Origin of the sequence: Candidatus Micropelagos thuwalensis (genome assembly GCF_000469155.1) — a bacterium.
Taxonomy (GTDB): Bacteria; Pseudomonadota; Alphaproteobacteria; order RS24; family RS24; genus Micropelagius; species Micropelagius thuwalensis.
Genome location: NZ_AWXE01000002.1, coordinates 1 through 25,260, shown reverse-complemented (window position 1 = coordinate 25,260; position 25,260 = coordinate 1). Strand labels below are relative to the sequence as shown.

The window sequence follows — 25,260 nt, the reverse complement described above, 5'->3', positions numbered from 1 at the left end:
TTGACACGCTGTGTGAGGGTATTCAGAGTCTGATATTGGATAATTCTAAAAAATCGACAATTAGAGTTTTCAAGGAAAAAAAAGATATTTCAACATCAGAAATTTTTGAGCTTATCGCAAATCAATCTGGTCACAGTTTACGATCTTTTTGCTTTCCGCCTATAATTATTAAAATTTTTTGTCGTTTATTATTTTTAAAAAAAATTAGAGCAGAGTCTTTTGGGAAATCTTAGGTTTAAAGATGATAGTTCTAACGAGTTAATTTGAAATTTAAGAAATATTTGTTTGAATTACTTGATATAAAGCGCAAGATATATGTATATCCTTATAATTCACTAAATTAAAAGCAGAATAAATAAATTCTCTTTATATAAAACCCTCATCCATATTTAATTTAGTCTCAAAATAAACTATGGTTTATTAATTACTATTCAGGGCCATAATTTTATAGAAAAGTGCAAAATGTTCGAAATAATTAATAGGTCTGGGCCTTTATTCATCAAAGATTATGAAATTCATAAATCTGAATTTTCTTCTAAAATAAAGAATTCTCGGATTTTAGTTGTAGGCGGAGGTGGAAGTATTGGCAGGTCTACGGCAAGTCAAATATTTAAATTTGAGCCAAGTGAGTTGGTGCTAGTTGATATTAGTGAAAATAATTTGGTTGAGACAATTAGATATTTGAGAAGTTCAATAGATAATACAACAACTAAACTCAGAAGTTTTGCGTTAGATGTAAATAGTTTAGAGTTTGACGCTTTAGGTAGCGAAAGTGGAGAATATGATTACATTTTAAATTTCTCGGCTCTTAAGCACGTTAGAAGTGAGAGTAATCCGTTTAGTATATCAAGAATGATTGATGTGAATATTTTTAACGCTGTTAAACTGGCCCATTTTGCAGAAAGATGGAAAAGTAAAAATTATTTTTGCGTATCTACAGATAAAGCTGCAAACCCTGAGAATATAATGGGAGCTAGTAAGCGTATTATGGAATTATTTTTACTTAAATGCAGTCTCACTCAAAATATAAGTTTTGCTAGGTTCGCTAATGTAGCTTTTTCTGAGGGTTCCTTGTTATATGGTTTCAAGAAACGCATTGAGGCGAAACAGCCCCTTTCAGCTCCTCACGATGTTCAAAGATTTTTTGTTACACTCGATGAAGCAGGTTTGCTGTGTTTATTCTCGTGTATAATGGGAAAAAATAGAGATATTTTTTTCCCAAAATTGACAATTGAAGAACATGGTACATCCTTTAAAGATATTGCCGTTAAGTTTTTAGCTTCACAGGGCTTCGAGGCCATACCTTTTGGCTCTGAAGCGGAGGCAAGAAAAAATGTAAGTATTATTAAAGATAATAAATGGCCCTGTTATTTTTTTGAAAGTGATACTACTGGTGAGAAACCTGCCGAAGAATTTTACACATCAACCGATAAAGTTGACTGGGAAAAATATAAAGATGTCGGGGTTATTTCAAATGAGCCCAACTATTCAGGCGACGATTTAGAAGAATTTATTAAGTCTGTGGAGGATTGGCGGAATAGTGCAAGCTGGAAAAAGGGTGACATTGTTCAAATTTTTCAGAAGCTAGTTCCCAACTTCAAACATGAAGAAAAAAATAAGTATTTAGATGAGAAAATGTAGAATGATTAGGTTTTTTGATATTCTGTTTTCATTATCCGTTATAGTAATTTTGTCGCCTCTTCTAATTTTTGTCAGCCTTCTATTAAAATTTACAGGTGAGGGAGAAGTTTTCTATTTACAAGAGCGAGTTGGTCAAAATAACATCCCATTTTTTGTTATTAAATTTGCTACAATGAAAAAAAATAGTCCCTTTACAGGTGCTGGAACTATAACAGTCGATAATGATCCACGAGTATTACCAGTCGGACGTTTTTTAAGAGCCTCAAAAATAAACGAATTACCCCAGATAATAAATATTCTCAAAGGGGATATGAGTATTATAGGACCAAGACCACTCACTGTTGACGCATATAAATATTATTCTGTTGAGGGTGTTGAAGTTATAACTAGTGTTCGACCTGGGTTAAGCGGTATTGGGTCTGTTATATTCAGAGATGAAGAGTCAATTCTTGCTCAGACTTCTGAACCCAAAATCTTTCATAGGAAAGTTATTGGACCGTATAAGGAAGAGCTTGAAGTTTGGTACGTGAATAACAAAAGTTTGACCAAATATTTTCTACTAATTCTATTAACGGCATTAGCAGTCGTTTTTCCTAAAAATAAAATTGTTTGGAAAGTTTTTTCTTCCTTGCCAAATCCAGGGGGGCAGATTTCTGATTATTTATAAAATCTACTTCTTGAATTGGCCTATAAGCAAAATACACCTTTAGGTTTTAAACTAGCTGTATTCTTTTCTCCCAATTATCAGATACTGATATTTTCAATCAACAACCCATTTATTATCATTCCATAGTATACCTATGATATTTTTAATGGATGATTTATTTAATGTTTTTTAAAACTTATCGAGAAGATGAAACCCTCAATCAATGAAGTATCAGTTATAATATTTTGATGAGATTTTTTCCGGGATAAACTGAATGAAAAAGAGAATTCTTCTATGTTTTTCTGCTGGTGGTCATTTCACCCAGATGCAACAACTCATATCCTATTTACCATCAAATAGCTTCAGGATGATATCTGAAGATGCGCCTGACGTTCTTGAATTCAAAAATAAGAATAATATAGAAACCTTGATTTTGCCGAAAGTTATATCAAATAGATTCTTATTTTTATTAAAAAATATCACTTATCTTTTTCAAATAATACGAACAGTTAAATCGTGCGATCTAATGATATCGACGGGTGGAATTACTTCAGTAATACCTGGATTAATGTGCTTTATATGTCGAAAGAAAATTTTATTTGTTGAAACAATCGCCAAACAAAATGAACTAACAATTACTGGTAAGTTATTCTATTTAATAGCCAATAAATTTTACGTTCAGTCAAGGCGTTTGGCAGAAATGTACCATAAAGCAGAATATGTAGGGACGCTCTATAAATTATGAAAGTCTTTGTTCATTCTGGCACGCAAGAAATAGAATTCAAAAGATTGTTGGATCTTGCTATTTGTTATGCAAGGCAAAATAACCACTGCGAGGTAACTTATCAGGGATATATAACTAATACTGCTGTAAGTGAAAATTTTCCAAAAAATTTCAAAGCTATTCCATTTATGAACAAAGAATTTTTTGAGGTTTCAATATCAACAGCTGATATATTGATTTGTCATGCAGGTACTGGTGCCATTTTTAATTCTATAAAGTTGGGTCATCGCCCATATGTTCTGCCCAGACTAGCTAAGTTCAAAGAGCATAATGATAATCACCAATTAGAGCTATTTGATTTATTGAAAAAAGAAAATTTGATTTTAAGCTTACCAGAGGACTTTGTTTTAGAAACTACCAGAGACTTAGAATGTAAAATTTTAGCTAGTAAGCTTTTTAATGGCGAATTAACTTTAGTTTTAATGGATAAAATTGAAGAAGTATTAAATCAACGAGCTGCAATGTAAAAATTAAAGTAGTTACCACATGATTTAATCGTAATTATTGGTCTAATTAATGAAATATTCTCTTAAGAACTCTTCTCTCACATTTACCCTTGTAACAATGGGTGTGTTTTTAATTGCCTGGCCACTCAGCTTTTATGGGTTCCAGAAATATGAGAATATTGATTTATCATTTCTTTTTAACATCTTATTTATAGTTGCAGTGCTGGTTTGGAATATAGAAAAGAATTCAGTTTTCAGATTTATATCAACTCCGGCTTTCCTATCATTATTAATATTATTATTATTTACTTTTGTATCTTTAGTTAATCAGGTTCCACCCTATGAAGTGCTCATAGCAACTAAGCCTCTAATTATATTTACCTTTCTCTTTTACAGCTTGAGCAAAGCAGGGTTTCCTTCCATACCATCAAACCTTGCTACACAAATTATGAAAATCACTTGTGTGCTCATGTTTTTAAAATATTTAGCTTCACTTGTTCTCAGTTTAAATCAACGACCGTTTTTTTTTCATGAAAATAATTTTGAGCTCGTAATCCCACTGGCTTTATTATTTTGCCTAAAACAAAAAAGTCTAGTTTTTTCAACTATTTTAATTTTGATTATTTTAATGAGTGGAAGTAAAAGTGGAATAGCAAGTTTAATTCTTTTGCCAATAATATTGTATACCTATCGTCAGAATTTAATTCTTAAATTTCTAATCTTTATTTCTTTCATTCTTTTTTCTTATTTTATTTATGTAAACTTTTTTGAAACTTTATTAAGCATTGATCGTGTCTTTTTTCTTACTAATCTTTTGAAATTTTATGATACGAGCCTGCTTAATATTTTATTTGGGAATTTCCAAATCAGTCCGTTACAAAGTGGAGTATGTCACTCACTTAGCTATATGACCGAAAAGGTTAGTTTTGATGGTGAGCAATATATTTGTTTTAGTAGGGTCATTAATTTTACGTCGATCAGATTGTTAGTTGATTTTGGTTTTGTTTTTGGATTGTTAATTTTCTATTTTTGGTTTTTTGCCTTAACAAAATTATTCCCATTTCATAACGCAGTCGCTTTATTTTTTATTGGTCTACTGAATGGCTTATCCGTATCTGGTTTTGGTAATATTTATTTTGTTATCGCCTTGTTATTTATATTAAGTGCAAATAGAAAAATATCCGGTTCAGTAGGGGGATAAATTTCAGAGATAAAAGTTTTACACTATTTAAAAAAGATAATATCCGTTAAGCAATAACTTGTCTTAAGTCATTATTAGAGACGATTTTTTGCCAATTTTAACTTATTAAAATTATACACTATCAAGGATTTCATTTGTAATGAAAATTTTAATAACTGGAACAGCTGGTTTCATTGGATACCATCTTGCCAAACTTTTATTATCTGAAGGGTTTTTAGTTCACGGTTTTGATGGGCTCACAGATTACTATGACGTAAATCTTAAGAGAGAAAGACATAAGATGCTTGGTAGATCAAACAATTTCAGTAGTACTATTGGTATGCTTGAAAATCAGGATTTGTTAGACTCAGCATTTAATGAGTTTAAGCCATCGGTGGTGGTTCATTTAGCCGCTCAAGCAGGAGTTCGTTACAGTCTCGAAAAACCAAGAGCTTATATTGACTCTAACGTTATGGGGACCTTTAACGTTATTGAAGCTGCTAGACGATTAAATGTTAACCATCTTCTTTTAGCCTCTACTTCGTCTGTTTATGGTGCAAACGTCGATATGCCTTTCAATGAAACTCAGCAAACCGATACACCACTAACAATATATGCCGCTACAAAGAAAGCCACAGAAAGTATGGCTCACTCCTATTCACATCTGTATGACATTCCAACCACGATGTTTAGGTTTTTCACAGTTTATGGGCCATGGGGTAGACCCGACATGGCACTTTTTAAGTTCACTAAAGGTATTTTGAACAATCAACCTATAGATATTTATAACAATGGTGAAATGCACCGAGACTTTACGTTTGTGACCGATTTAGTTCGAGCAATTATGCTCTTGATTAATGCGGTACCAATCAGGGGGGAGCCAATAAACAGTTCCGATAGTTTATCTCCAGTAGCGCCTTATCGTGTTGTAAATATCGGAAATTCTCAGAGCGTAAAACTTATGGACTTTATTGAGGCTATAGAAGAAAAGCTTGGGATGAAAGCGATTAGAAATTATATGCCTATGCAGATGGGTGATGTACCAGCAACATGGGCAGATTCTTCTCTGCTTCAAAGCTTGACTGGTTATCGTCCTCAAACAGATTTTTACGAAGGTGTTGCCTCTTTTGTCGATTGGTATCGTGGGTATTACAATGCATGAGTCTAAGTTAAAAAGATTTTCTCTTCAAAAAACAAAAGTGTGTGTGATTGGTCTCGGTTATGTTGGATTACCTCTTGCTGTTGAGTTTGGGAAGTTTTGTTCTGTGGTTGGATATGACATAAGTGAAATTAGGATACAGCAATTGCTGAAGGGGGATGATGCTACTCTCGAAGTAAATCAAGATGAAATTATCAATTCAGAAAAGCTAAAATTTACCAGCAAATTAGACGAAATTTCTAATTGCAATGTTTACATAGTTACTGTTCCAACACCAATAGATGAAAATAAGCGGCCTGATTTAAGAGCATTATTGGATGCAAGCAAGACAGTAGGTAAGGTGCTGAAACGCGGCGATACGGTTATATATGAGTCAACAGTTTATCCGGGGTGTACTGAGGAAGACTGTATTCCAGAGTTGGAGGATGTGTCTGGGTTAAAGTATAATTTGGATTTTTATGTTGGTTACAGCCCGGAGCGCATTAACCCGGGGGACAAAGAGCATAGCTTAACTACAATAAAAAAATTACTTCAGGGTCTACATCAGAAGCTACAGAATTTATAGATAATCTGTACAAAACTATTATCACAGCCGGCACACACAAAGTTTCAAGTATTAAGGTAGCTGAGGCGGCCAAAGTAATTGAAAACACCCAAAGAGATGTCAACATTGCGCTAATTAATGAGCTGGCAATCCTTTTTAATAAACTTGATCTAGATACCCTGCAAATTCTTGAGGCTGCGGGAACAAAATGGAATTTTATACCTTTCCGACCTGGCTTGGTTGGTGGTCATTGCATTGGAGTTGACCCATACTATTTGACACACAAAGCTCAGGCAGTTGGTCATCATCCAGAAATGATTTTAGCTGGTCGTCGCATTAACGATGGAATGGGTTCTTATATCGTGTCAGAACTCATTAAAGCTATGCTAAAAAAACATATCCCGATAGATGGAAGCCGAGTGCTGGTTATGGGGTTTTCTTTTAAAGAAGATTGTCCAGACTTAAGAAACACTCGTGTCATAGATATTGTAGATGAACTCAAAGAACATAATATTAAAGTTGATGTCTATGATCCATGGGTTGACAAAGATGCTGCGCTTAAGGAATACAATATTAAACTTTTAAAAAATCTCCCTTCAACTTTAGTCGCAGGGGCAGATAATTCGGTAAATTATTATAAGTATGATGCAATTATTATTGCGGTCGCGCATGAACAATTCAAAACAATGAGGCTGGAGGAAGTAAAAGCCCTCGGAAAAGAGAATTTCGTTTTTTATGATGTTAAAAACATTTTCTCATCTGAGGACAGCGATTTACGTCTTTAAGTAAATCGTTATCACTGAAAATTTTGATCTCTAGGAATATTATTAAAAGGATTTAGTCCTGAGTTCTTACTTATCTTAAATAATTACTATACAGATATTGAGCATCTAAAAAATTTGAAAGGACTTGAAAGATCGTGAGCCAAGATAGAGTAGCGTTTTTTATAAGAGCCTATAATGATGTGGATCATTTTGTGCCTGTTATAGCTGAGTTTATAAAAAAGAATGAAAACCCTATAATAGTTGTAACTTCAGATATTGAATTAGAAAATGATTACAGAATTGTTTATTTGAAAACTCTTGGTGTTTTCGAGATTTTTAAAGACATTGATTTTGATTTTATCAATGCCAGTAAACGTGGGACAATTTTATCCAAAATATTAAGTAAGTTTTATTCTTTAAAAAGAAATAGAAGAGGATTGATTGGGAAACTACACAGAAAGTTATTTTATAACGCATCTAAGCAATTAGATTTTCTACATAGTAACAATATTTCAACATGTGTTTTTGAATGGTCCACCCCATTTGATAAGGGTGAGGTTCTTGAAAAATATTTTTTGGCTGCAACCGGTATAGGGTTGACTACAATTGCTATACCTCACGGATGCAATATTTTTATAAATTCGGATGTTAATACCGGATATCGAAAAATGATAATGAAGGGTAATTTAGTCGACCAACAAGATCGTGATCTGTTCGATTATTTTATTCTCCAAAACCCAATACGTAGAGACGGTTGGATAAAGTGGGGCCTTAATCCTGTAAAAACGCAGGCATGGGGAAGCACTCGTTTTTATCCCGACTGGGCAAAAACTAATAAGGATATTTGTCCCAAATTCATTCCCGATGTAGTTGAAGACGGAAAGCTAAAAGTTGTATTTATGCAATTTCAGAAAGACTACAACGTGCATAATGAATTAGTAATGGATGCACTCAAAGAACTTTCTCATTTTAATTTTATATCTCTTGCGGTTAAAGACGCCACCAGAGCAGGAAAAGAGTATTTTAATAAGGAAAATTCTGGAAGTGTATTAGGCGATGCTTTAATAGGCTGGTATGGAAACGAAGTACATTCACCTGCTTTGATAGACTGGGCTGATTGTGTAATTGTAATTGGCGGCTCAATTGGTATTGAGGCTATGTTACAAGATAAACACGTTATTTATCCAACATATTTAAATTCAAATCATACAATGTATGAGTATTATCAGGCAGCCCACTGCCCAAATGGCTTTTCAGAGATAAAGAAGTTATTGGAGGACCTTCACATGAATAACAAAACCCCAACGCTACCGGGGGTTGACGATATGCTTAGGGAGATTATCTATGCCGGTAATAAACCTTATAATGTTCCTCTAAAATATTATGAAAAAATTAAAGAAAAAAATCTTTCGTATGGATTAAACATATCGGATAAGTAATGAATAACGCATTGGTAAATACTATACCGCACTCGGGAACGCATTTAGTTACAACTATATTAAATTCCTTTGGTTACAATCAAAGTATAATCAGAAATCGATTTTACTCAGTCAAACCTTATTTCCGCAGATCTCAATTAGCAGGGATAAATTGGCGATCTGCCAAAGATTTAAGTAACATTACTTCATTAAATCAAAAAAAGACAATCTTGGTAAGCGTTGCTTCACCTAGATTAGCAAGGCCAAAAGTTATAGAAAGCTTGTTTTCAAAGATTGCAGAGAGAGAATATATAATCGGCCACATACCTTACAGTGATGAAAGTAATGAGCTAATTGATAGATATATAACCAAAACGATAACAATTATAAGAGATCCAAGGGATATGGCCCTATCTATGATTAATCATGTTAAAACAAGGCCACAGCATCATGCACATAAGTATTTTTTTGGACAACTAACCACTGATAGTGAAAGGTTGGAAGCAATATTATTCGGGTACGAAAATACATTCGGGCATATGAGTAGTGTTGCAAGCATGTACAATTCAATGCTGCAATGGCAAAAACAGCCTCATAATTTAACTATAAGGTTTGAAGATTTGGTGGGTCTAAAGGGTGGTGGCGAAACTAAAAACCAAATTTCTTGTATTAAATCTTTGTGTACTCACCTTGAATTATCCGAAAATTTTGATGATGCCAGTATACTCAATATTGCCAAAAATTCTTTTGGAACATCAGGCACCTTTAGAAAAGGCAAAATTGGAGGATGGAGCGATGTTTTTACATTTGAAGATAAGCAGTTATTTCGCTCAGCTATAAGTGACCTATTAGTTGAACTTGGTTACGAAACGAGCAATGCTTGGTCGTAAGTAGAGTCTCAATAATTATGTGTAAATATTTACGTATCAAGCTATCGCATTGCCATCGAGTTTTATGAGATAATAATAAATGAAAAAAATTCTATATATTGTCTCAAATCCTTTCTCCTATTCGCGCAGTCCAGTTGGGGGGAATATCAGCTCTGCTAGCGGGGTTATTATGGGTTTTGTCCAACAAGGTTATTGTGTTGAAATTGTCACTGACTCATTGATTCCTTCAATCGATACAGAAAATGATAAAATAAAAATAATATATTATCCTCTTCGAACCCTTCGAATGATGACTCCAATTAACTTTAAAGGCTTCATTGGTAAAGTTTTCAAAAAAATAGATAATTGGTTGTTCCAAATTTCTATGAAAAAAAAGTAAATTTATTAGTAAAAAATACTGATTATGATTTTTGTTACATGCGATCATCCTATAACGGTGGCGCAATAACAAATATACTTCAGGATAAGAATTTGAATTTGGTGTTAGAGGTTAATAAGCCACTCAGTATGGGGCCATTCAATAATAAGGATACCCTTGATTGGCCTGAAGACAGACGCCTCGTGAAGGTGCCAGTCGCAGAGATTAAGCAGTATGATGCTGCAACTTTGATTACTGTAGATAGTACATTAAGAGCAAATTGGATTACAGAATTTGTAGACAGTAATTATCATGAAAAAATGATAGTCAACTATAATGGCGTCAATACAAAAATGTTTCAGCCTTCATTGAGCAAAAACGATATTTTAGATGAATTCATGCTAGCAGACGACGACATATTAGTTGGTATGGCATCAAGTTTTCGATGGTATAACGATATTGATGAATTGTGTAAAATCTATTCAAAAGCATTAGCGCAAATTGGCAATTTGAAATTCCTTTTTATCGTTGGGAATAAGGAGAAAGAACTAGAGCTACAGATTAAAACCAATGAATACTCTCTCAAAGACTCAACGATAATTCTTTATCAAGTACCATTTAGTCAGATGCCATCAACACTTAATTCCTGTGATATATTGGTTTCGCATTTTAATTTTCATGGTAAGTGGCCTCATAATTGTTCAATTAAACATTTAGAATACTTATCCATGGGAAAAGCAACTATAGCTACTAATGTTGGGGAGGTTAATTTCGCAATTACAGATGGTGTAGATGGTTTTTTGTGTGAACAGGGCAATATTGATGATTTCGTGGATAAAATAGTTGAATTGGCAAAAAAGCCTGAGTTAAGAAAGAAACTTGGAAAAGCGGCAAGACAAAAGGCCGAGAAGGAACTCGATTGGTCATTGAATGTGCAAAATATACTAAATCACCTAAATCAAAATTCTTCCTCTAGCGTAACTCACAAAATCCTATAGAATTAACAAAGATAATCGCAAGTAATCTACATAACTCTCAATTAGCTGAAAATTAGTTTAAATGGCGTTAAAAAAATCAAAAAATACTCTTAAAGCCCAACTTGCTGCTAATGAGATAACACTAGGTTCTTGGATAACACTCGCCCATCCTGCCATTGCAGAAATCGCAGCGAAAGCTGGTTTTGATTGGCTTGTCGTGGATCTAGAGCATAGCGTTATAACTATTCAAGAGGCAGAAAATTTAATACGAATAATAAGTATGGCTGGTGTATCACCACTAGTGCGTCTTACATCGAATGATCAAAACCAAATTAAACGCGTAATGGACGCTGGTGCGACTGGTATAATTGTGCCAATGGTTAATTCGCCAGAAGATGCTCATAAAGCTTTAGAGGCAGTAAGATATCCGCCTAATGGGAAACGAGGTGTTGGTTTGGCTCGCGCCCAGGGGTATGGTTCGGGTTTTGACTCATATAAAAAATGGTTAGAAGAAGAGTCGGTTATAATCGTCCAAATTGAACATATTGATGCAGTAAATAATCTTGAGGCTATTTTTGCTGTCGATAATATTGATGCCTTTATAATAGGCCCATATGATTTATCAGCTTCTATGGGTATTCCTGGAGAATTTACTCATCCGAAATTTATTGATGCAATGAAACGTATAAAGGCTGTGGCCAAAGATATGAACATGACTGGCGGCATTCATATTATTGAACCTGACCCAAAACAATTAGAAGTCCACTTGGAAGATGGTTTTCACTTCCTAGCTTATAGTCTTGATATCAGAATGATAGATGTAGCTTGCAGAGCTGGATTAAATTATTTCTCGGAGATGAAAAAATAAAATTATGAAGTCTATAGCTGTTATTCCTGCTCGCATGGGATCGTCTCGATTTCCTGGAAAGCCTCTCGCAAAAATACATGGGGTACCCATGATTGGTCATTGTTACTTTCGTACAAAAATGTGTGAAGAATTGATTGAGACCTATGTTGCGACATGTGATGAGGAAATATATGACTACATCAATTCAATTGGTGGAAAGGCTATAATGACGTCACACACTCATGAACGTGCAACTGACCGTACAGCAGAAGCCATGCTCAAAATCGAAAAAATCATGGGTCAGGAAGTTGATATTGTCGTAATGGTTCAGGGGGATGAACCGATGGTAACACCTGGAATGATAAGCCAATCTCTCAAACCGTTTAAAGACGATCCATCTATAAATGTAGTTAATCTAATGTCTAAAATGGATACTGTTGCCGAATTTGAAAGTCCGGATGAGGTAAAAGTTGTTGTCGATAAAAAAAGCGATGCAATCTATTTTTCTCGAGAGCCTATTCCTTCAAGAAAGAAGGGTGTTGAAGATGTTCCAATGCTCAAACAGGTCTGTATTATACCTTTCAAACGTGACTTTCTCCTAAGTTTTAATCAATTGAGTGAGACTGAATTGGAAGTAATTGAGTCTGTTGACATGATGCGCATCATTGAAAATGGAGATAAAGTTCATATGGTGATGACTGATGTAAAGTCTTACAGTGTAGACACAGAAGAAGAACGTGTGCTTATTGAAAAAAAAATGATCGGTGACTCATTAATGTCAAAATATGTTGATCGAGATGGGTAGATATCTTGTCACAGGTGTCGCTGGATTTATCGGCTCTGCACTTGCTAAACGTCTAATTAGTAATGGAGATGAGGTTGTTACTATTGATAACCTGAGTACCGGTTATCAAAGTAATATTCCTGATGGAGTTACATTTATTAACGGCGATTGCGGAGACTTAAATGTCTATGACAAGATCGCTAACTTATCCTTTGATGCAATCTTTCATATTGCCGGTCAAAGCTCTGGTGAGATAAGCTTTGATGACCCGATATATGATATAAAGACTAATGCAGAGTCCACTTTACTGTTGCTCAAATATTCAATGAAGATTGGTTGTAAACGTCTCATATTCGCAAGCACGATGTCTGTTTATGGCGTTAAACCAGATTGTCCAATTAATGAAGATGAAAATTGTAAGCCGGAGTCCTTTTACGGCGTAGCTAAATTAGCAAGTGAAAATTACTTAAGAATTTATCAGCAATATGGTGTTCATAGTACAAGTTTAAGACTCTTTAATGTCTATGGCCCTGGACAAAATATGAAGAATCTCAAGCAGGGGATGGTAAGTATTTTTTTAGCTCAAATGCTAAAAAACAAACATATACATGTTAAAGGCTCACCAGATAGATATCGTGATTTTATCCACGTAGATGATGTTGTAGAAGCATTTATTCGTTGCCTAAATATTGAAAAAAGCAAGGGTCTTGCTATTAACATCGCTACAGGAAAGAAAACCCTTGTAAGTGAAATTGTTGAGACGATGGTATCAACTCAAAAAGAGAATATCACCGTTAATTATGAGGGCGGTACCCCCGGCGATATTCATGGGATTTATGCTGATATATCTTTGATGAATGATGTTTTGGGTGAATGGAAAAAAGTCGATTTACATGATGGAATAAAGTCGATGGTTAATTCTTACCTTTAGTAAATCAACAATGAGGACCGCTAGGCAACCTAAATAATTTTAAAATTATTCCTCTAAGGTCTGACTGAGAATATTTTTTCTTGGTGAGGATTTATTTTAATAAGAGCTTTTGTAGAAGACTATGAACCAATGTTATGATGCCTTTAAAATTAACGAGAAAATATGAGCAATAAAAACTTTCGTTATAAACTATTAAGCGGACTTCGCTGGACGGTGTTAAATAGGTTCGGTGTATCGCTTACATCATTTTTAGTAACATTATTAATGGCGAGATTGTTAAATCCGGGAGATTTTGGATTGGTCGCCATGGCGGCTGTGTTCACTGGTATCAGCCTTGTATTTGTTGATCTAGGTACAAAAGATGCCATCATTCGTGAAAAGAATAATACTCAAGAATTTATTAGCTCAATATTTTGGTTAAATATTTTACTTAGTTTATTTGTTTGGTTGGTTTTAATTCTTACAGCTTCAATTGTTGCCGATATATACGATGAAGCTATTGTTGAAACAATTATTTACATTATGTCGTTAAACATCCTCGTAAGTGGAGTGACAATAACATTTCAAGCACAATTAGAAAAAGAGATGCGTTTCAAGCCAATTGCAATTGCTCAGGTTGTTTCTCGCATTATTAGTTCGTCCATAGGTATTTTCATGGCTGTTTCAGGCTATGGTGTATGGAGTCTTGTTTTTATGAATGTGACTGCTGAGCTTATTTATACATCTATAATTATAATAAACGTTAAAAAGTTGCCTGCTTTAAAATTAATTTTTGCTCATATTAAAAAAATTTACAATTTTAGTTTATATTTAACACTCACCCAGCTTCTCTACCATTTACAGCGAAGATTAGAAATATTTACTGTTGCCTTCTTTTTGGGGAACCATTTAGCCGGGGTTTATTCACAAACACATACGTTGATGAGACAGCCAGTTAAACTGTTAAATGGATCTTTTGCATCTGTTGTATATTCTGCACTTTCTTCTATCTCAAGCGAGAAAGAGAGAACAAGGCTACTCTATTTAAAATTAATCCAAACTTTTGCGTTGTTATATATTCCTCTTAGCGTGATATTTCTACTTTTCTCAGATCCTTTAGTTTTATTTGTGCTAGGAGAGAAATGGCTTGAATTAGCAAAGCTAACGCCTGTTTTTGGTATTATCATTTTGTTTTTGTCTTTCCATAGAGGTGATGTAGTGGTTCTGAAGTCTTCGGGTCGACCTATATTGTTGTTTAGAATCTACTTAGCTTATCTCCCTATTACAATACTGGGGTGTGCGATTTCCTCACAATTCGGCGTGTTTTGGGTGGCAATAAGTATGCTGATAGCCTCATTTCTATTATTTATTACGAGTATGATGACAACCGTTCGATTCTTGGAAATAAGTTTTTCAAGTTATCTTTCACAAATCAATCGACTGCTCGTTTATGGGATTTTAATGCTCATCACAGGATATTTTATAAATATCTATACTATAAAATATTTTGATGAAAACAGCATAATCAGTGCGATTATTGGAATTATCTTTTGTCTAGTCACTTATATCAGTGCCCTGTTAATAAGGCCTGTAGATGCATGGACTTACGTTCTTACATTTTTAAATTTAAGCAAAACAGGTGATGTTGTTACTAAGTAGCTCTTTTAAGAAGTTATTATCACTCATTTTATAATATCTTCTTATGTGTGTAATTATAATTAATTTTTTAAAAATTGTTTTGAAAATTTACTCGATAAACAAAACCATATCTGTTACATGATTTCCATTCGAAATAGTACTCCAAGCAATATTGATGGACTGGATATGTATAGATTACGGCAATTGATAAAGTTTTTCGTTCGGCCAATAAGAAAAGTTCTAACATTGTTAATTGTTGAACCAAGCGTTTTGCAACCACATATCTCTAGACAAATATGGCACGATACTAATGCTTTTAGATGGGCTGCTGCTTATATAGTAAAAAATCAAATTGAAGGCGATTATCTGGAATTTGGTGTTTGGAAAGGCAATAGTTTTATCGAGGCATACAATCAAATCAATAATTACAGTAATACATTTTATAATGTTGGTGTGAAAGCAACCGGCGAAAAAAACATGTTTGTTGATATGAAATTTCATGCTTTCGACAGTTTCGAAGGTTTACCCGAAACCAAAAATGTTTCAAATCCAATTCAATACTTTGCAGGTAATTACAGTGCAACTGAAGAATTGTTTCGCAATAGAATTTCTGATGCTGGGCTGGATATGGACCGAGTAACTATAACCAAAGGTTGGTTTAATGAGAGTTTAAATAAAGAAGCAGCCGATGCGCTTAATTTGAGACAAATTGCAGTGGCTTACATTGACTGCGATATTTACGAGTCAAGCGTTGATGTTCTTAATTTTATAACTCCCTATCTTAAAACTGGATCGGTTTTGATTTTTGATGATTGGTTTAGGAATAAGGGGATATCAAGCACAGGTGTTCAAGGGGCAGTATTAGATTGGCTTAAGTCTAATCCGCAAATTACGCTGCAGCACTATTACAATTGCGACACTAGGACAGCCCTATTTATTGTTAAAATTAATTGTGAAAATCAAACTTCCAACATTGAATGTGTCTAGATTGTTAGAGAAATATCGATGTCAGTAAGTAAATTTTTCAAACAAATTATCATTCCGCTCATTGTAAGGGTTATGGGCGCTAAAAAGGGTACCTGGAAATCAAAAAAATACACTACATTAATCATCTCTATCTTATCGATACCCGTTAAACGATTAAAAGGATTACGTAGAACCAGCAAGGTCGTAGAAATGCAGTACGATGAAATTGCTGGTGCCTACATACAAGATAACTACTACTCTCACAAATTGCGTTATTCAGTTGTTAATGGTGAAATTCAAGAAATTTCAAGCATCGACAATATGCGTGAGATTAGATTAGAAATACGCGATAAACTTTCTGAATGTAAATTTCAGACTGTTCTTGAAGTTGGTGTTGGAGAACTAACAACTTTAGAGGACATTTATCAATGCTTTGGTCCGAATATAGAATGTTTTGGTGTAGATTTATCTCTTAATCGCATTAGGCACGGTTTAGAAGAATTTAAAAAAAGACACGATAAACACCCAGTGGTAGCTAAGGCTAATGCGACTAAACTTCCCTTCCCAGATAATTCTTTTGACTTGGTAGTGACACGTCACACACTCGAGCAAATGCCGCATATCTATCAAGATGCGCTCGATGAAATATTAAGAGTTTCTAAGAATTATGTATATTTATTTGAACCATCTTACGAACTAGGTTCGTTAACTCAAAAACTAAAGATGTTAAATAATGACTATGTAAGGGGCATACCAGCTTTTTTAAATAAGAAGAGTAATATTACTGTTCATTCTCCTTATTTAATGAGAAACAGTGCAAATCCTCTTAATCACACAGCTTGTTACAAAATTAGTAAAAATAATGCATCTACCTCAAAAAATAAAAATATACCTTTTGTGTGTCCGATTACTAAATCAGAAATGAAAATGCTGGATAATTACTTCTACTCTGAAAAAGCTAAACGAGCTTTCCCTATATTTGACGGAATACCCGTGCTAGATGAAGAATACTCAATTATAATTACTCGTTAATTATTAAATTTGCATGTGGTTAAAATTAAAAACTAAGCGGAAATCAATCAAATTAGTTATCAGTTCTTTTTCTTCTGTAGAATCAATGTCTATTAACAAAATATTAAAATCAATGTATTGCCATAATATTCATTTGAAATTTTAAAGACTATTTTTTTACCCTGGGGGAGTGGCTATGAAAGTTCTTATTACAACTGTACCTTTTGGTGAAAAGAACACTCTCCCACTTGAAATGCTTCAGGGTACAAAAGTTGAATATGTAATCAATCCACTTAATCGGAAGCTGACTGAAGGCGATCTGATGGAGATGGTTCATGATTATGATATTATCATTGCAGGAACTGAGCCAATAACTGAAGCGGTCCTAGAAAAAGCATCTAAACTGAAAATGATTTCAAGAGTAGGTATAGGGCTCGATAGCGTAGATTTGATAGCAGCAAGAAACAGAGGGGTAAAAGTATCATATACCCCGGATGCTCCAGCACCTGCTGTTGCAGAGTTGACGATGGGGTTGTTAATTACACTACTTAGATCTGTTCATGTGTCTAATTTACAAATGCATAATGGTCTTTGGCATAGATATTTTGGAAAAAGAATTGCTGACTCAACAATAGGAGTAATTGGAGTAGGCCGAATTGGCACGCGAGTATTAAATAGGACGAGGGCTTTCGGAACACCAAGATTATTAGTCAATGATTTATCTCCAAATCATGAGCTGAGCAGAAAGTTCAAGTTAGAATGGGTTGATAAAGAAACAATTTATCGAGAAGCCGATGCTATATCTCTCCACTTACCTCTCACAACATCTACTAAGGATATGATCAAATCCAAACAACTTTTGATGATGAAACCCGACGCTGTTATCATTAACACGAGTAGAGGGGGTATTGTTAATGAAAATGATCTTTACGAAGTAATGAAGTCAGGCCATTTAAATGGAGCGGCAATCGATGTTTTTAATGATGAACCCTATTCTGGAAACCTTACTAAATTAGAAAATTGCATATTAACTGCTCATATGGGATCTATGTCCGTTGATTGTAGAACTCGTATGGAAATAGAAGCTACTGAAGAGGCGGTTAGATTCATAAATGGTGAGGCATTAGAAAGCGAAGTGCCGGAAATAGAATATATTTCACAACAACATGAATTATAGAAAGCATTAATCCAATGGACAGAGTTATAGTGATTGGTGGTTCTGGTTTTATGGGGAGCCATACTGCTGATGAGCTTAGTAAACGTGGTTATAAGGTTACTATCTTTGATCGTGAAAAATCTGCATGGCTCAGAGAGGGGCAGGATTTTGTTTCAGGTGATATGTTAGACCTAGATGCTCTAGCCAAAACTATGGAGGGAGCTAAATACCTTTATCATTTTGGAGGTATTGCTGATATTGGTGAGGCTAGGCAGCGACCTTTTGATACAATTAATCAAAATGTTCTAGGTGCAACTATTGCGATGGAAGCCGCAGTGCAGGAGGGTATAGAACGTTTCGTATACGCTTCTACAATGTACGTACATAGTCCACACGGTTCTTTTTACAGGGCAAGCAAACAGGCATCTGAAATAATTATTGAAAGTTATAGTGAGAAATTTGAGGTTGATTATACTCTGTTACGGTATGGGTCATTATATGGCCCAAGGGCTCAGGATTGGAATGGTTTAAGGAAGTATATTAATCAAGTAATTCGTAGTGGTAAGCTAGAATATAATGGTACTGGAAAAGAACGAAGAGAATATATTCACGTATTAGATGCAGCTAGATTAAGTGTTGATGTTTTAGATAATAAGCACAAGAATCAAGCAATTACTGTCACTGGGCAACAAATCCTGAATTCTAACGAATTAATAGATTTAATTTTTGAAATTACTGGTGCTAAAAGAAACGTAGTATTTTTAGATGAAGAAAGTAATAATGATCATTATGTTATGACGCCATATCGTTATCGGCCAAAAACAGCAAAAAAACTTGTGCCTGATGAATTTATTGATATTGGACAAGGAGTGTATGACATTATCGAAGAAATTTCCTCTGAAATAGAAAATGACAATTGACTATTCAAACACTCTTACCTTTATGAATTCAGGAAAATACTTTTTTAATAATTGTATTTAACGTTTTTGCAAAATTTATGAAGTTTAAATGTGCCCTCTCTATTTGATCTAATTTCTGATAAAAAAATTGTCGTTTTTGATTTCGACGGGGTGCTCGTAGACTCTGTCGGTATTAAAGCAAAAGCTTACGAACAAATGTATGAAGAATATGGTTCGTCAATAGTCAAAAAAGTGCGAAGCCACCACTTACAAAATGGTGGAATGTCAAGATTTAAAAAATTTAAGTATTATCATGAAACCTACTTAGGGGAAAAATTAGAGTTGAAGGACATAGAAAGGATGTCTCAAAAGTTTTCGGAATTAGTTGTAACTCAGGTAATCTCGTCAAACTGGATACCTGGTGCTCAGGATTTTTTACAAAAACTTTATGAAGAAAAAATTGACTGTGTAATTGTTTCAGCGACTCCCCAGTTGGAAATAGAACAAATTGTCATTGAACGGAAAATGGCTAAGTACTTTATCGATATTTTTGGTTCACCGACCTCAAAATATGACAACCTTGGTATTATTTTAACAAAACACCAGGTTACTCCGTCGGAACTTATTTTTTTTGGAGATGCATTAGCAGACTGGCAGGCCGCTTCAAAAATGGGTGTGCCATTTGTGGGGGTCGGTAAAGAAATTAAGGATTTACTGGCCAATCATCTCAACTGTGATCATTTTATAAGTAATTTTGAGATATGAGAGATTTAAAATATGATTTTTCTTAAGCAGGAAAATTAAAAATGTTTGAAAACGAAGATGTTGGTTTTGTAATTCAGTCAAGACTTGGATCCACCAGACTACCTGGTAAAGCTCTTCTATATTACGGAGGAACAACAATTATTGGATATTTAATAAAGTCGCTTATAAATTGTGGCGTTGATAAAAAATATCTCTGCATTGCGACTTCAACTTCTCCAATAGATGATTTGCTAACTGAATATATTGAGCATTTAGGCTACAATGTTATCCGTGGTGATGAAGAAAATGTTTTTAGTCGTTACCAAAAGGTTGCTTCAGAAACTGGGTTTAAGCATATAGTTAGGCTAACTGGTGATAATCCTCTCATTAACTTTTATCTAATAGAGCATTGCATAAAAAAACATTTGCAAAGTAATCCTGCGCTAACGACAACTCGAGAAATTAAAGGTGATCAAATAACACGCTATGTCCCAAAGGGTTTGTCAGTAGATGTTATAACTTCTAACGCTTTACTGTCTGTGGACGACAAGAAATTAAATAGTTACGAGGCCGAGCATGTTATACCGACTTTTTTTGAGAACTTTGAAGTGCAATTAATCAAAGATTTTGCTGTTGAAGGTGAAGATAGAAGTATTGATACCATTGATGATTATGCGAGATTGTTCAAAATCTAAGATTGTAAAATTACTTTCCTCACACCATTACACTAAATTTAATAAGATGAACCTATGTCTAAAGTAACTGTTTATATTTTAAATTATAATTATGGAAGATATCTTTCAAAAGCCATAAAAAGTGTTCTTTCTCAAACATATAAAGATATAGAAGTTTTGGTAATTGATGATGGATCAACAGACAATTCTGGTGAGATATTAAAGGAATTTTCTAGTCAGGTAACGGTCATCAGACAGCAAAACATGGGATTAGTTAAGTCTATAATAAAAGCTTTTACGATAGCAAAAGGTGATTATGTAGTTAGGTTGGATGCTGATGATTGGTTGGAGGAAACTTGTATTGAGAAATTGGTTAATAAAATTGAAACCTCAAATACCACTGCTTTAGTTTTTCCAGACTACTTTGAAGTTGACGAATTTGGTAACATTTTAAGACAAATAAAGAGGCACGAATTTTCTGATAATGTTACAATGCTCGACAAGCCTGCACATGGCGCTTGTACGTTAATAAAAAAAGAATGTTACTTTAATGTTGGTGGCCATAATGAAACTCTTAAGTGTCAAGATGGTGTGGATATTTGGCTTAGCTTGACTGAAAAGTATGATGTTCTCAATGTAAACGAACCCTTATTTTATTACAGAAAACACTCGCAGAGTTTAACTACTGATGAAAATAGGATTCTGTCAACAAAGGGCAGTATCTATAAAAATCATGCAAAAAGACGTGGTTTTAAAAAAGAAAAGACATACGCATTTATACCTGTCCGAAGTCAGCTGTTGAATGGAGAGGAATATGCATTGATGCGTCTTGGGAATGAAACAATTGTGGAGTGGGGCGTTAAGAAAGCTAAAAAATCAGAATTAGTTAATAAAATTATTATATTAGTCGACAGTCCAGATCTTGCGTCAGATATCTCTAAAACATTTCAAAACGAACCAATGGTTGATATCTCTCTACGTGATAAGAAATTTTCTTTGCCTGGAACAAGTATTAACCATTCTATCGAAAATTATTTTGAAAATAACATAGAACAAGAGCCTAAAAATATTGTGGTTTTGACATTAGACTACCCATTTAGCCGACATAATTATATTGATAGCGCTATTTATTCTATGTTTTTGTTTGGCAGTATTTCCGTTGACACAGTGATGATGGATAACTCAATATTTTATTATCATGATGGTACTGGTTTAAAACCCTGGGTTGACACCTTTGTAAGAAACGAAAGAGATGACATCTATATAAGACGGGGTGGTGTGTCTGTATTTCGGAAAGATTTGTTGGGAAATAAGATAAATTCTATATCTGAAAAGATGGGCCATGTCATCGTGGATAAAATATCCTCATTCGAAATACGTTCCCATGAAGACTTAGAAGTTGCAAACTTTATTGCACAGACAATAATATCGGAAGAAGAGTAAAAAATATAATTAGGCAAAAGGCTTAATTGTATTTAATATGAGTAAAAAGAATGTTTTAAGCTTTCAGAAAAAGTATTTAATTAACAAAAAAAAATACTTACTATTAATCAATCCTAGAATTTACCATTCTCTGGTGATAACGCATTCTACCTATAAAAATATATACTACTTATAGATGAAAAAATTGATAGAAGTTTTATCACTCTGGAATAAATTTGCCGACAGACTCTTAACAATTTAAAATCAAATATGTTAGGTAGGCATGGATTTACCAAAAATTGATACCTTAGCTAGAGAGAAGATTTCATATGGATATTAAAAAATTAGATGCCCTATTGGAAGAGTATGTAAAGTCGCCAAAAGAGTTTCAAGTTGCAAATTACTGGGCTTCATATGAAAAAAAATCATCAATGTCATTCGCGATATGGATTTTAATCAATTACGCTCAGGGAAATATCCGATACTTTCAACTTTCGGGTTCATTGATGGCGTTTACACATATCACCCTAGCTTATCCTTTGGGAAAAAGTTTCTTCTGAAATTTATTCAAAAATATATTATTGGTGATAGGTCAATACTTCCCTACAAACTAAGTACATCAGATATTCAAGAAATGGCATATCTTCACTGTAAGTTAATGTCAGAAATTACCAATTCAATCCCAATAAGCGATATTGAGGTGTCTTCATTTGGTGGTCCAAAGGATTTATTTGAGATTGATGGGAAAAAATATACTGTTCCTTTTCTAAGTTACTATCGGAGATATTGTTTCGCCCAAAAGCATATTGCATTTAAAGGAAATGAAATCATTGTAGAACTTGGATCTGGCTCAGGTTATCAGATTGAAGTTTTAAAAAAATTATATCCCAACATGACAGTATTATGTTTCGATTTACCTTCTCAGTTATATTTATGTGAAAAATATCTTTCTGAGGCACTTGGTGAAGATAAAATTGTAGGGATTGATGAGACTCTTACATGGGAGGATTTATCAGGAGTTCAAAAAGGGAAAGTTCATTTTTTTGGAAGTTGGAAAGTTCCACTACTCATTAATTTTGATTTTGATGTTTTTTGGAATGCCGCAAGTTTTGGTGAAATGGAGCCTGAGATTGTTAAAAACTATCTTAAATATATTAAGGGAAAGGCTAAGTGGATATACTTACTTCAAGCGCGCCATGGTAAAGAAACAACTGGTGAAACCCATGTAATAAACCCAATAACTATTGGGGATTACAAAAATTTTCTTTCAGATTATAATTTATTAGACGAGCAGGATGCTTGGCACGCACATAAAAGACTTTCTCAAACCGGTGGTTATTTTGAGGCTATTTGGGTTAAGAAATAAACCTCAATGACTCTGGTATAATTAATTCTTATTCGACAAATTAAAATTCATTCTGAAGTCCATAGTATTAACTGCGGTTAATAAATCAGAAATCCCCTCCGGTTAAGGTTTAATCAGCAAGAGCCATCAATAAGTAATATCTTTGACTTTAGATTAATCCTAAATCAAATGCCTAGTTAATTAAGTCAATTTTGGAATACGGTTTATCAAATATATGATAGAAATTCTTTGTTAACTTCTTAGTGCTTAAAATACTTTTAGGATCAACAGTGAATACAGAGAATAAAACGAGCGTTTATTTTATCGCAGAAATAGGCGGTAATCACGAAGGTGATTTTAGTTTAGCCAAAGATTTGTTAAATCAGGCGATAGAGTGTGGCGTTGATGCGGTAAAATTTCAGGCTTATACCGGTGATGGAATAGCAAACAGGCTGGTCGATCCAGATCGGGTAAAACATTTTAACAGATTTACGCTATCATTGGATGATCATATTGAACTGGCTGAAATATGTTTAAAGCGAAATGTTGATTATATGGCATCGGTTTGGAATGAAGAGATGCTGAGTCAACTTGTTCCTTATATGCGTTTTGTAAAGGTAGGATCAGGGGATTTAACTAATTATAAATTTTTTGAAATTTTGTCCTCTTATCAAAAGCCAATAATTTTATCTACAGGTATAGCTGATATTCAAGAAGTTGAAGCAGCAGTTAGCATGATTGAAAAATTTTATAGCAGTTGTGATTTAGGAAATTTAAATCACCATATTTTACAATGCACATCTATGTATCCAATTGAATTCTCAGATGCTAATTTGAATGTAATGGGAACCTATAAGAATTTATTCCCGAATTACGAAGTTGGGTATTCTGATCACACTGTTGGTACTACTGCCATTCAAGTCGCAATAGCGATGGGTGCAAGGACTATAGAAGCCCATTTTACCGATAAGTCTATTAAATCAGATTTTAGAGATCATATTGTTTCCAAAACAGCAGACGATTTTAGAGAACTTATTAAATTCTCTGATCAAGTTCGTGATCTTCAAGGATCGTATGAAAAATCATTGTTGGGAATTGAAAAAATAAATGGCCATGACAAATCCTTTCGGAGATCAATATATTTAAATAAATACCTTCCAAAAGGGGCAACGATTAAACCTGAGGATGTAGTTATTTTAAGGCCATTGTCTGGAATACCAGCATCACAATACTACGAATTAATTGGCAAAAAACTTGCTCGAGATATAAACGCACTAGAGATTTTGCAATGGTCAGATATTTTAAATGATTGAAAGCTTTAAATATTCTGAGTCTGAATTAAGAGTCCTAGCCTACCAATATGCTATTTTAGTTTTAAAAGAACCAAGATTAGTTAAGCGGATTCCTTATCCAAAAATTACTGGAAAACCAAGAATTGTTATTCATCTTTTAAAGTTGTTGATTGGAACTTTACGTTATGGGGATAAGCAGCAAGTACTTGGTAAATATGATGGAAAATCCATATGTTTTACGGCATCAACCAACCAGCTATTTAATGCAAAAAGAGTACTTAAAAATAATCAGCAAGTGGAAATAATTCACTTTCCAGGCTCTAAAATTCAGGCCACTAATGAAAATTTAATGGTTATGAATTTTAGTCTCTTCATACGTTACTATGGGTATCTGCTAAAAAAGGCTTCAGTTGCATAAAATTGAAATAAGAAAAATCTTAATGGATAACAATAAATGCTTTGATTACCTGTGTGATATTTTTTTTGTTGAGTTTTTTTTAAATGTAACGCGAATAAATGCAAAAAAAGTATTTATAAATACTGATCTTAGTGCGTTTGGAAATGTAACCGGGAAGTTCTTTCTAAACAAAAAAGTGGAGGTCATTTACTTACCACATTCACCATTATTAAAATTTAACACCCCTATTTATTATAACAGAGTTATTTGCCATAGCGTAAATGAAATAGAAGAACGCCGACAGTGGTTAGCGGGACAAGGGATAAGTGATGTTGAGTTTACATTAATGGAAAACAATATATCAATTG

26 protein-coding genes and 1 pseudogene are annotated in these 25,260 nt (G+C 33.9%); all 27 read left to right on the top strand.

Annotated elements, in window-relative coordinates:
• Window positions 1-233 (top strand): glutamate synthase (locus RS24_RS10035; RefSeq protein ID WP_021776849.1); only part of this gene is annotated, 233 nt, incomplete at its 5' end.
• A 229-nt stretch (window positions 234-462) separates the two neighbouring features.
• Window positions 463-1,641, top strand: a complete 1,179-nt coding sequence (locus RS24_RS03685) for a polysaccharide biosynthesis protein (protein WP_021776848.1) — start codon at window positions 463-465, stop codon at window positions 1,639-1,641.
• 1 nt (window position 1,642) lies between these two features.
• Window positions 1,643-2,308 carry a sugar transferase gene (locus RS24_RS03680; protein WP_021776847.1) on the top strand — a complete coding sequence of 222 codons (666 nt, stop codon included), beginning with the start codon at window positions 1,643-1,645 and terminating at the stop codon, window positions 2,306-2,308.
• Window positions 2,309-2,561: 253 nt separating this feature from the next.
• Window positions 2,562-3,032 (top strand): lysophospholipase, encoded by a 471-nt coding sequence (locus RS24_RS03675; RefSeq protein WP_021776846.1) that lies wholly within the window; start codon window positions 2,562-2,564, stop codon window positions 3,030-3,032.
• The gene (locus RS24_RS09705; RefSeq protein WP_021776845.1) at window positions 3,029-3,538 is read left to right on the top strand and encodes a glycosyltransferase; all 510 of its coding nucleotides are present in this window, start codon (window positions 3,029-3,031) and stop codon (window positions 3,536-3,538) included. The genes RS24_RS03675 and RS24_RS09705 overlap by 4 nt, the downstream gene beginning before the upstream one ends.
• 49 nt (window positions 3,539-3,587) lie before the next feature.
• Complete coding sequence (locus RS24_RS03665) at window positions 3,588-4,718, top strand: hypothetical protein (RefSeq protein ID WP_021776844.1); 1,131 nt, start codon at window positions 3,588-3,590, stop codon at window positions 4,716-4,718.
• Between the two features lie 139 nt (window positions 4,719-4,857).
• Entirely contained in the window at window positions 4,858-5,859 is a 1,002-nt protein-coding gene (locus tag RS24_RS03660) for an NAD-dependent epimerase/dehydratase family protein (RefSeq protein ID WP_021776843.1), read from the top strand.
• Window positions 5,852-7,185 (top strand): annotated as a pseudogene (gene tviB, locus RS24_RS03655) (Vi polysaccharide biosynthesis UDP-N-acetylglucosamine C-6 dehydrogenase TviB). Before RS24_RS03660 ends, tviB begins: the two are co-directional and overlap by 8 nt.
• A gap of 134 nt (window positions 7,186-7,319) precedes the next feature.
• Window positions 7,320-8,603 (top strand): hypothetical protein, encoded by a 1,284-nt coding sequence (locus RS24_RS03650; RefSeq protein ID WP_021776840.1) that lies wholly within the window; start codon window positions 7,320-7,322, stop codon window positions 8,601-8,603.
• Window positions 8,603-9,472: a sulfotransferase domain-containing protein gene (locus RS24_RS09700; protein ID WP_021776839.1), complete on the top strand. Its 870-nt coding sequence runs from the start codon at window positions 8,603-8,605 to the stop codon at window positions 9,470-9,472. Before RS24_RS03650 ends, RS24_RS09700 begins: the two co-directional genes overlap by 1 nt.
• A gap of 79 nt (window positions 9,473-9,551) precedes the next feature.
• The gene (locus RS24_RS03640) at window positions 9,552-9,851 is read left to right on the top strand and encodes a hypothetical protein (RefSeq protein ID WP_021776838.1); all 300 of its coding nucleotides are present in this window, start codon (window positions 9,552-9,554) and stop codon (window positions 9,849-9,851) included.
• Window positions 9,818-10,828 carry a glycosyltransferase family 4 protein gene (locus RS24_RS03635; RefSeq protein ID WP_131443724.1) on the top strand — a complete coding sequence of 337 codons (1,011 nt, stop codon included), beginning with the start codon at window positions 9,818-9,820 and terminating at the stop codon, window positions 10,826-10,828. The genes RS24_RS03640 and RS24_RS03635 overlap by 34 nt, the downstream gene beginning before the upstream one ends.
• A 61-nt stretch (window positions 10,829-10,889) precedes the next feature.
• Window positions 10,890-11,675 (top strand): HpcH/HpaI aldolase family protein, encoded by a 786-nt coding sequence (locus RS24_RS03630; RefSeq protein ID WP_021776836.1) that lies wholly within the window; start codon window positions 10,890-10,892, stop codon window positions 11,673-11,675.
• 4 nt (window positions 11,676-11,679) lie between these two features.
• Window positions 11,680-12,459, top strand: coding sequence for a 3-deoxy-manno-octulosonate cytidylyltransferase (locus RS24_RS03625; protein ID WP_021776835.1), 780 nt, complete (start codon window positions 11,680-11,682; stop codon window positions 12,457-12,459).
• Window positions 12,452-13,369, top strand: coding sequence for an NAD-dependent epimerase/dehydratase family protein (locus tag RS24_RS03620; protein ID WP_021776834.1), 918 nt, complete (start codon window positions 12,452-12,454; stop codon window positions 13,367-13,369). The genes RS24_RS03625 and RS24_RS03620 overlap by 8 nt, the downstream gene beginning before the upstream one ends.
• 162 nt (window positions 13,370-13,531) lie before the next feature.
• On the top strand, window positions 13,532-15,007 hold the full coding sequence (locus RS24_RS03615; RefSeq protein WP_021776833.1) for a lipopolysaccharide biosynthesis protein: 1,476 nt from the start codon (window positions 13,532-13,534) through the stop codon (window positions 15,005-15,007).
• Between the two features lie 225 nt (window positions 15,008-15,232).
• A complete protein-coding gene (locus RS24_RS03610) occupies window positions 15,233-15,973 on the top strand; it encodes a TylF/MycF/NovP-related O-methyltransferase (RefSeq protein WP_038300657.1) in 741 nt (246 codons plus the stop codon).
• An 18-nt stretch (window positions 15,974-15,991) separates the two neighbouring features.
• Window positions 15,992-16,984 carry a methyltransferase domain-containing protein gene (locus tag RS24_RS03605; protein WP_021776831.1) on the top strand — a complete coding sequence of 331 codons (993 nt, stop codon included), beginning with the start codon at window positions 15,992-15,994 and terminating at the stop codon, window positions 16,982-16,984.
• 175 nt (window positions 16,985-17,159) lie between these two features.
• Window positions 17,160-18,140 carry a phosphoglycerate dehydrogenase gene (locus RS24_RS03600; protein WP_021776830.1) on the top strand — a complete coding sequence of 327 codons (981 nt, stop codon included), beginning with the start codon at window positions 17,160-17,162 and terminating at the stop codon, window positions 18,138-18,140.
• Between the two features lie 14 nt (window positions 18,141-18,154).
• Window positions 18,155-19,039, top strand: a complete 885-nt coding sequence (locus RS24_RS03595) for an NAD-dependent epimerase/dehydratase family protein (protein WP_021776829.1) — start codon at window positions 18,155-18,157, stop codon at window positions 19,037-19,039.
• A gap of 90 nt (window positions 19,040-19,129) precedes the next feature.
• Entirely contained in the window at window positions 19,130-19,783 is a 654-nt protein-coding gene (locus RS24_RS03590; RefSeq protein WP_021776828.1) for an HAD family hydrolase, read from the top strand.
• Window positions 19,784-19,824: 41 nt separating this feature from the next.
• Window positions 19,825-20,457, top strand: coding sequence for a cytidylyltransferase domain-containing protein (locus RS24_RS09695; RefSeq protein ID WP_021776827.1), 633 nt, complete (start codon window positions 19,825-19,827; stop codon window positions 20,455-20,457).
• A gap of 54 nt (window positions 20,458-20,511) precedes the next feature.
• Window positions 20,512-21,879, top strand: a complete 1,368-nt coding sequence (locus RS24_RS09690; RefSeq protein WP_021776826.1) for a glycosyltransferase family 2 protein — start codon at window positions 20,512-20,514, stop codon at window positions 21,877-21,879.
• A 424-nt stretch (window positions 21,880-22,303) separates the two neighbouring features.
• A complete protein-coding gene (locus RS24_RS03575; RefSeq protein ID WP_021776825.1) occupies window positions 22,304-23,224 on the top strand; it encodes a putative sugar O-methyltransferase in 921 nt (306 codons plus the stop codon).
• 269 nt (window positions 23,225-23,493) lie between these two features.
• Window positions 23,494-24,516 (top strand): N-acetylneuraminate synthase family protein, encoded by a 1,023-nt coding sequence (locus RS24_RS03570; RefSeq protein ID WP_021776824.1) that lies wholly within the window; start codon window positions 23,494-23,496, stop codon window positions 24,514-24,516.
• On the top strand, window positions 24,509-24,913 hold the full coding sequence (locus RS24_RS03565; RefSeq protein ID WP_021776823.1) for a hypothetical protein: 405 nt from the start codon (window positions 24,509-24,511) through the stop codon (window positions 24,911-24,913). Before RS24_RS03570 ends, RS24_RS03565 begins: the two co-directional genes overlap by 8 nt.
• Window positions 24,914-24,935: 22 nt before the next feature.
• Window positions 24,936-25,260, top strand: a 325-nt coding sequence (locus RS24_RS03560; protein WP_021776822.1) for a hypothetical protein, incomplete at its 3' end; no start/stop codon positions are given.

Bases quoted from the DNA above. Each gene is read 5' to 3' on its own strand.
- RS24_RS09695 (WP_021776827.1), top strand. From the start codon at position 19,825: ATGTTTGAAAACGAAGATGTTGGTTTTGTAATTCAGTCAAGACTTGGA.
- RS24_RS03575 (WP_021776825.1), top strand. From the start codon at position 22,304: ATGGATTTTAATCAATTACGCTCAGGGAAATATCCGATACTTTCAACT.
- RS24_RS03625 (WP_021776835.1), top strand. From the start codon at position 11,680: ATGAAGTCTATAGCTGTTATTCCTGCTCGCATGGGATCGTCTCGATTT.
- RS24_RS03600 (WP_021776830.1), top strand. From the start codon at position 17,160: ATGAAAGTTCTTATTACAACTGTACCTTTTGGTGAAAAGAACACTCTC.
- RS24_RS09705 (WP_021776845.1), top strand. From the start codon at position 3,029: ATGAAAGTCTTTGTTCATTCTGGCACGCAAGAAATAGAATTCAAAAGA.
- RS24_RS03680 (WP_021776847.1), top strand. From the start codon at position 1,643: ATGATTAGGTTTTTTGATATTCTGTTTTCATTATCCGTTATAGTAATT.
- RS24_RS03665 (WP_021776844.1), top strand. From the start codon at position 3,588: ATGAAATATTCTCTTAAGAACTCTTCTCTCACATTTACCCTTGTAACA.
- RS24_RS03640 (WP_021776838.1), top strand. From the start codon at position 9,552: ATGAAAAAAATTCTATATATTGTCTCAAATCCTTTCTCCTATTCGCGC.
- RS24_RS03605 (WP_021776831.1), top strand. From the start codon at position 15,992: ATGTCAGTAAGTAAATTTTTCAAACAAATTATCATTCCGCTCATTGTA.
- RS24_RS03565 (WP_021776823.1), top strand. From the start codon at position 24,509: ATGATTGAAAGCTTTAAATATTCTGAGTCTGAATTAAGAGTCCTAGCC.
- RS24_RS03615 (WP_021776833.1), top strand. From the start codon at position 13,532: ATGAGCAATAAAAACTTTCGTTATAAACTATTAAGCGGACTTCGCTGG.
- RS24_RS03685 (WP_021776848.1), top strand. From the start codon at position 463: ATGTTCGAAATAATTAATAGGTCTGGGCCTTTATTCATCAAAGATTAT.
- RS24_RS03660 (WP_021776843.1), top strand. From the start codon at position 4,858: ATGAAAATTTTAATAACTGGAACAGCTGGTTTCATTGGATACCATCTT.
- RS24_RS03675 (WP_021776846.1), top strand. From the start codon at position 2,562: ATGAAAAAGAGAATTCTTCTATGTTTTTCTGCTGGTGGTCATTTCACC.
- RS24_RS03630 (WP_021776836.1), top strand. From the start codon at position 10,890: ATGGCGTTAAAAAAATCAAAAAATACTCTTAAAGCCCAACTTGCTGCT.
- RS24_RS09690 (WP_021776826.1), top strand. From the start codon at position 20,512: ATGTCTAAAGTAACTGTTTATATTTTAAATTATAATTATGGAAGATAT.
- RS24_RS03595 (WP_021776829.1), top strand. From the start codon at position 18,155: ATGGACAGAGTTATAGTGATTGGTGGTTCTGGTTTTATGGGGAGCCAT.
- RS24_RS09700 (WP_021776839.1), top strand. From the start codon at position 8,603: ATGAATAACGCATTGGTAAATACTATACCGCACTCGGGAACGCATTTA.
- RS24_RS03620 (WP_021776834.1), top strand. From the start codon at position 12,452: ATGGGTAGATATCTTGTCACAGGTGTCGCTGGATTTATCGGCTCTGCA.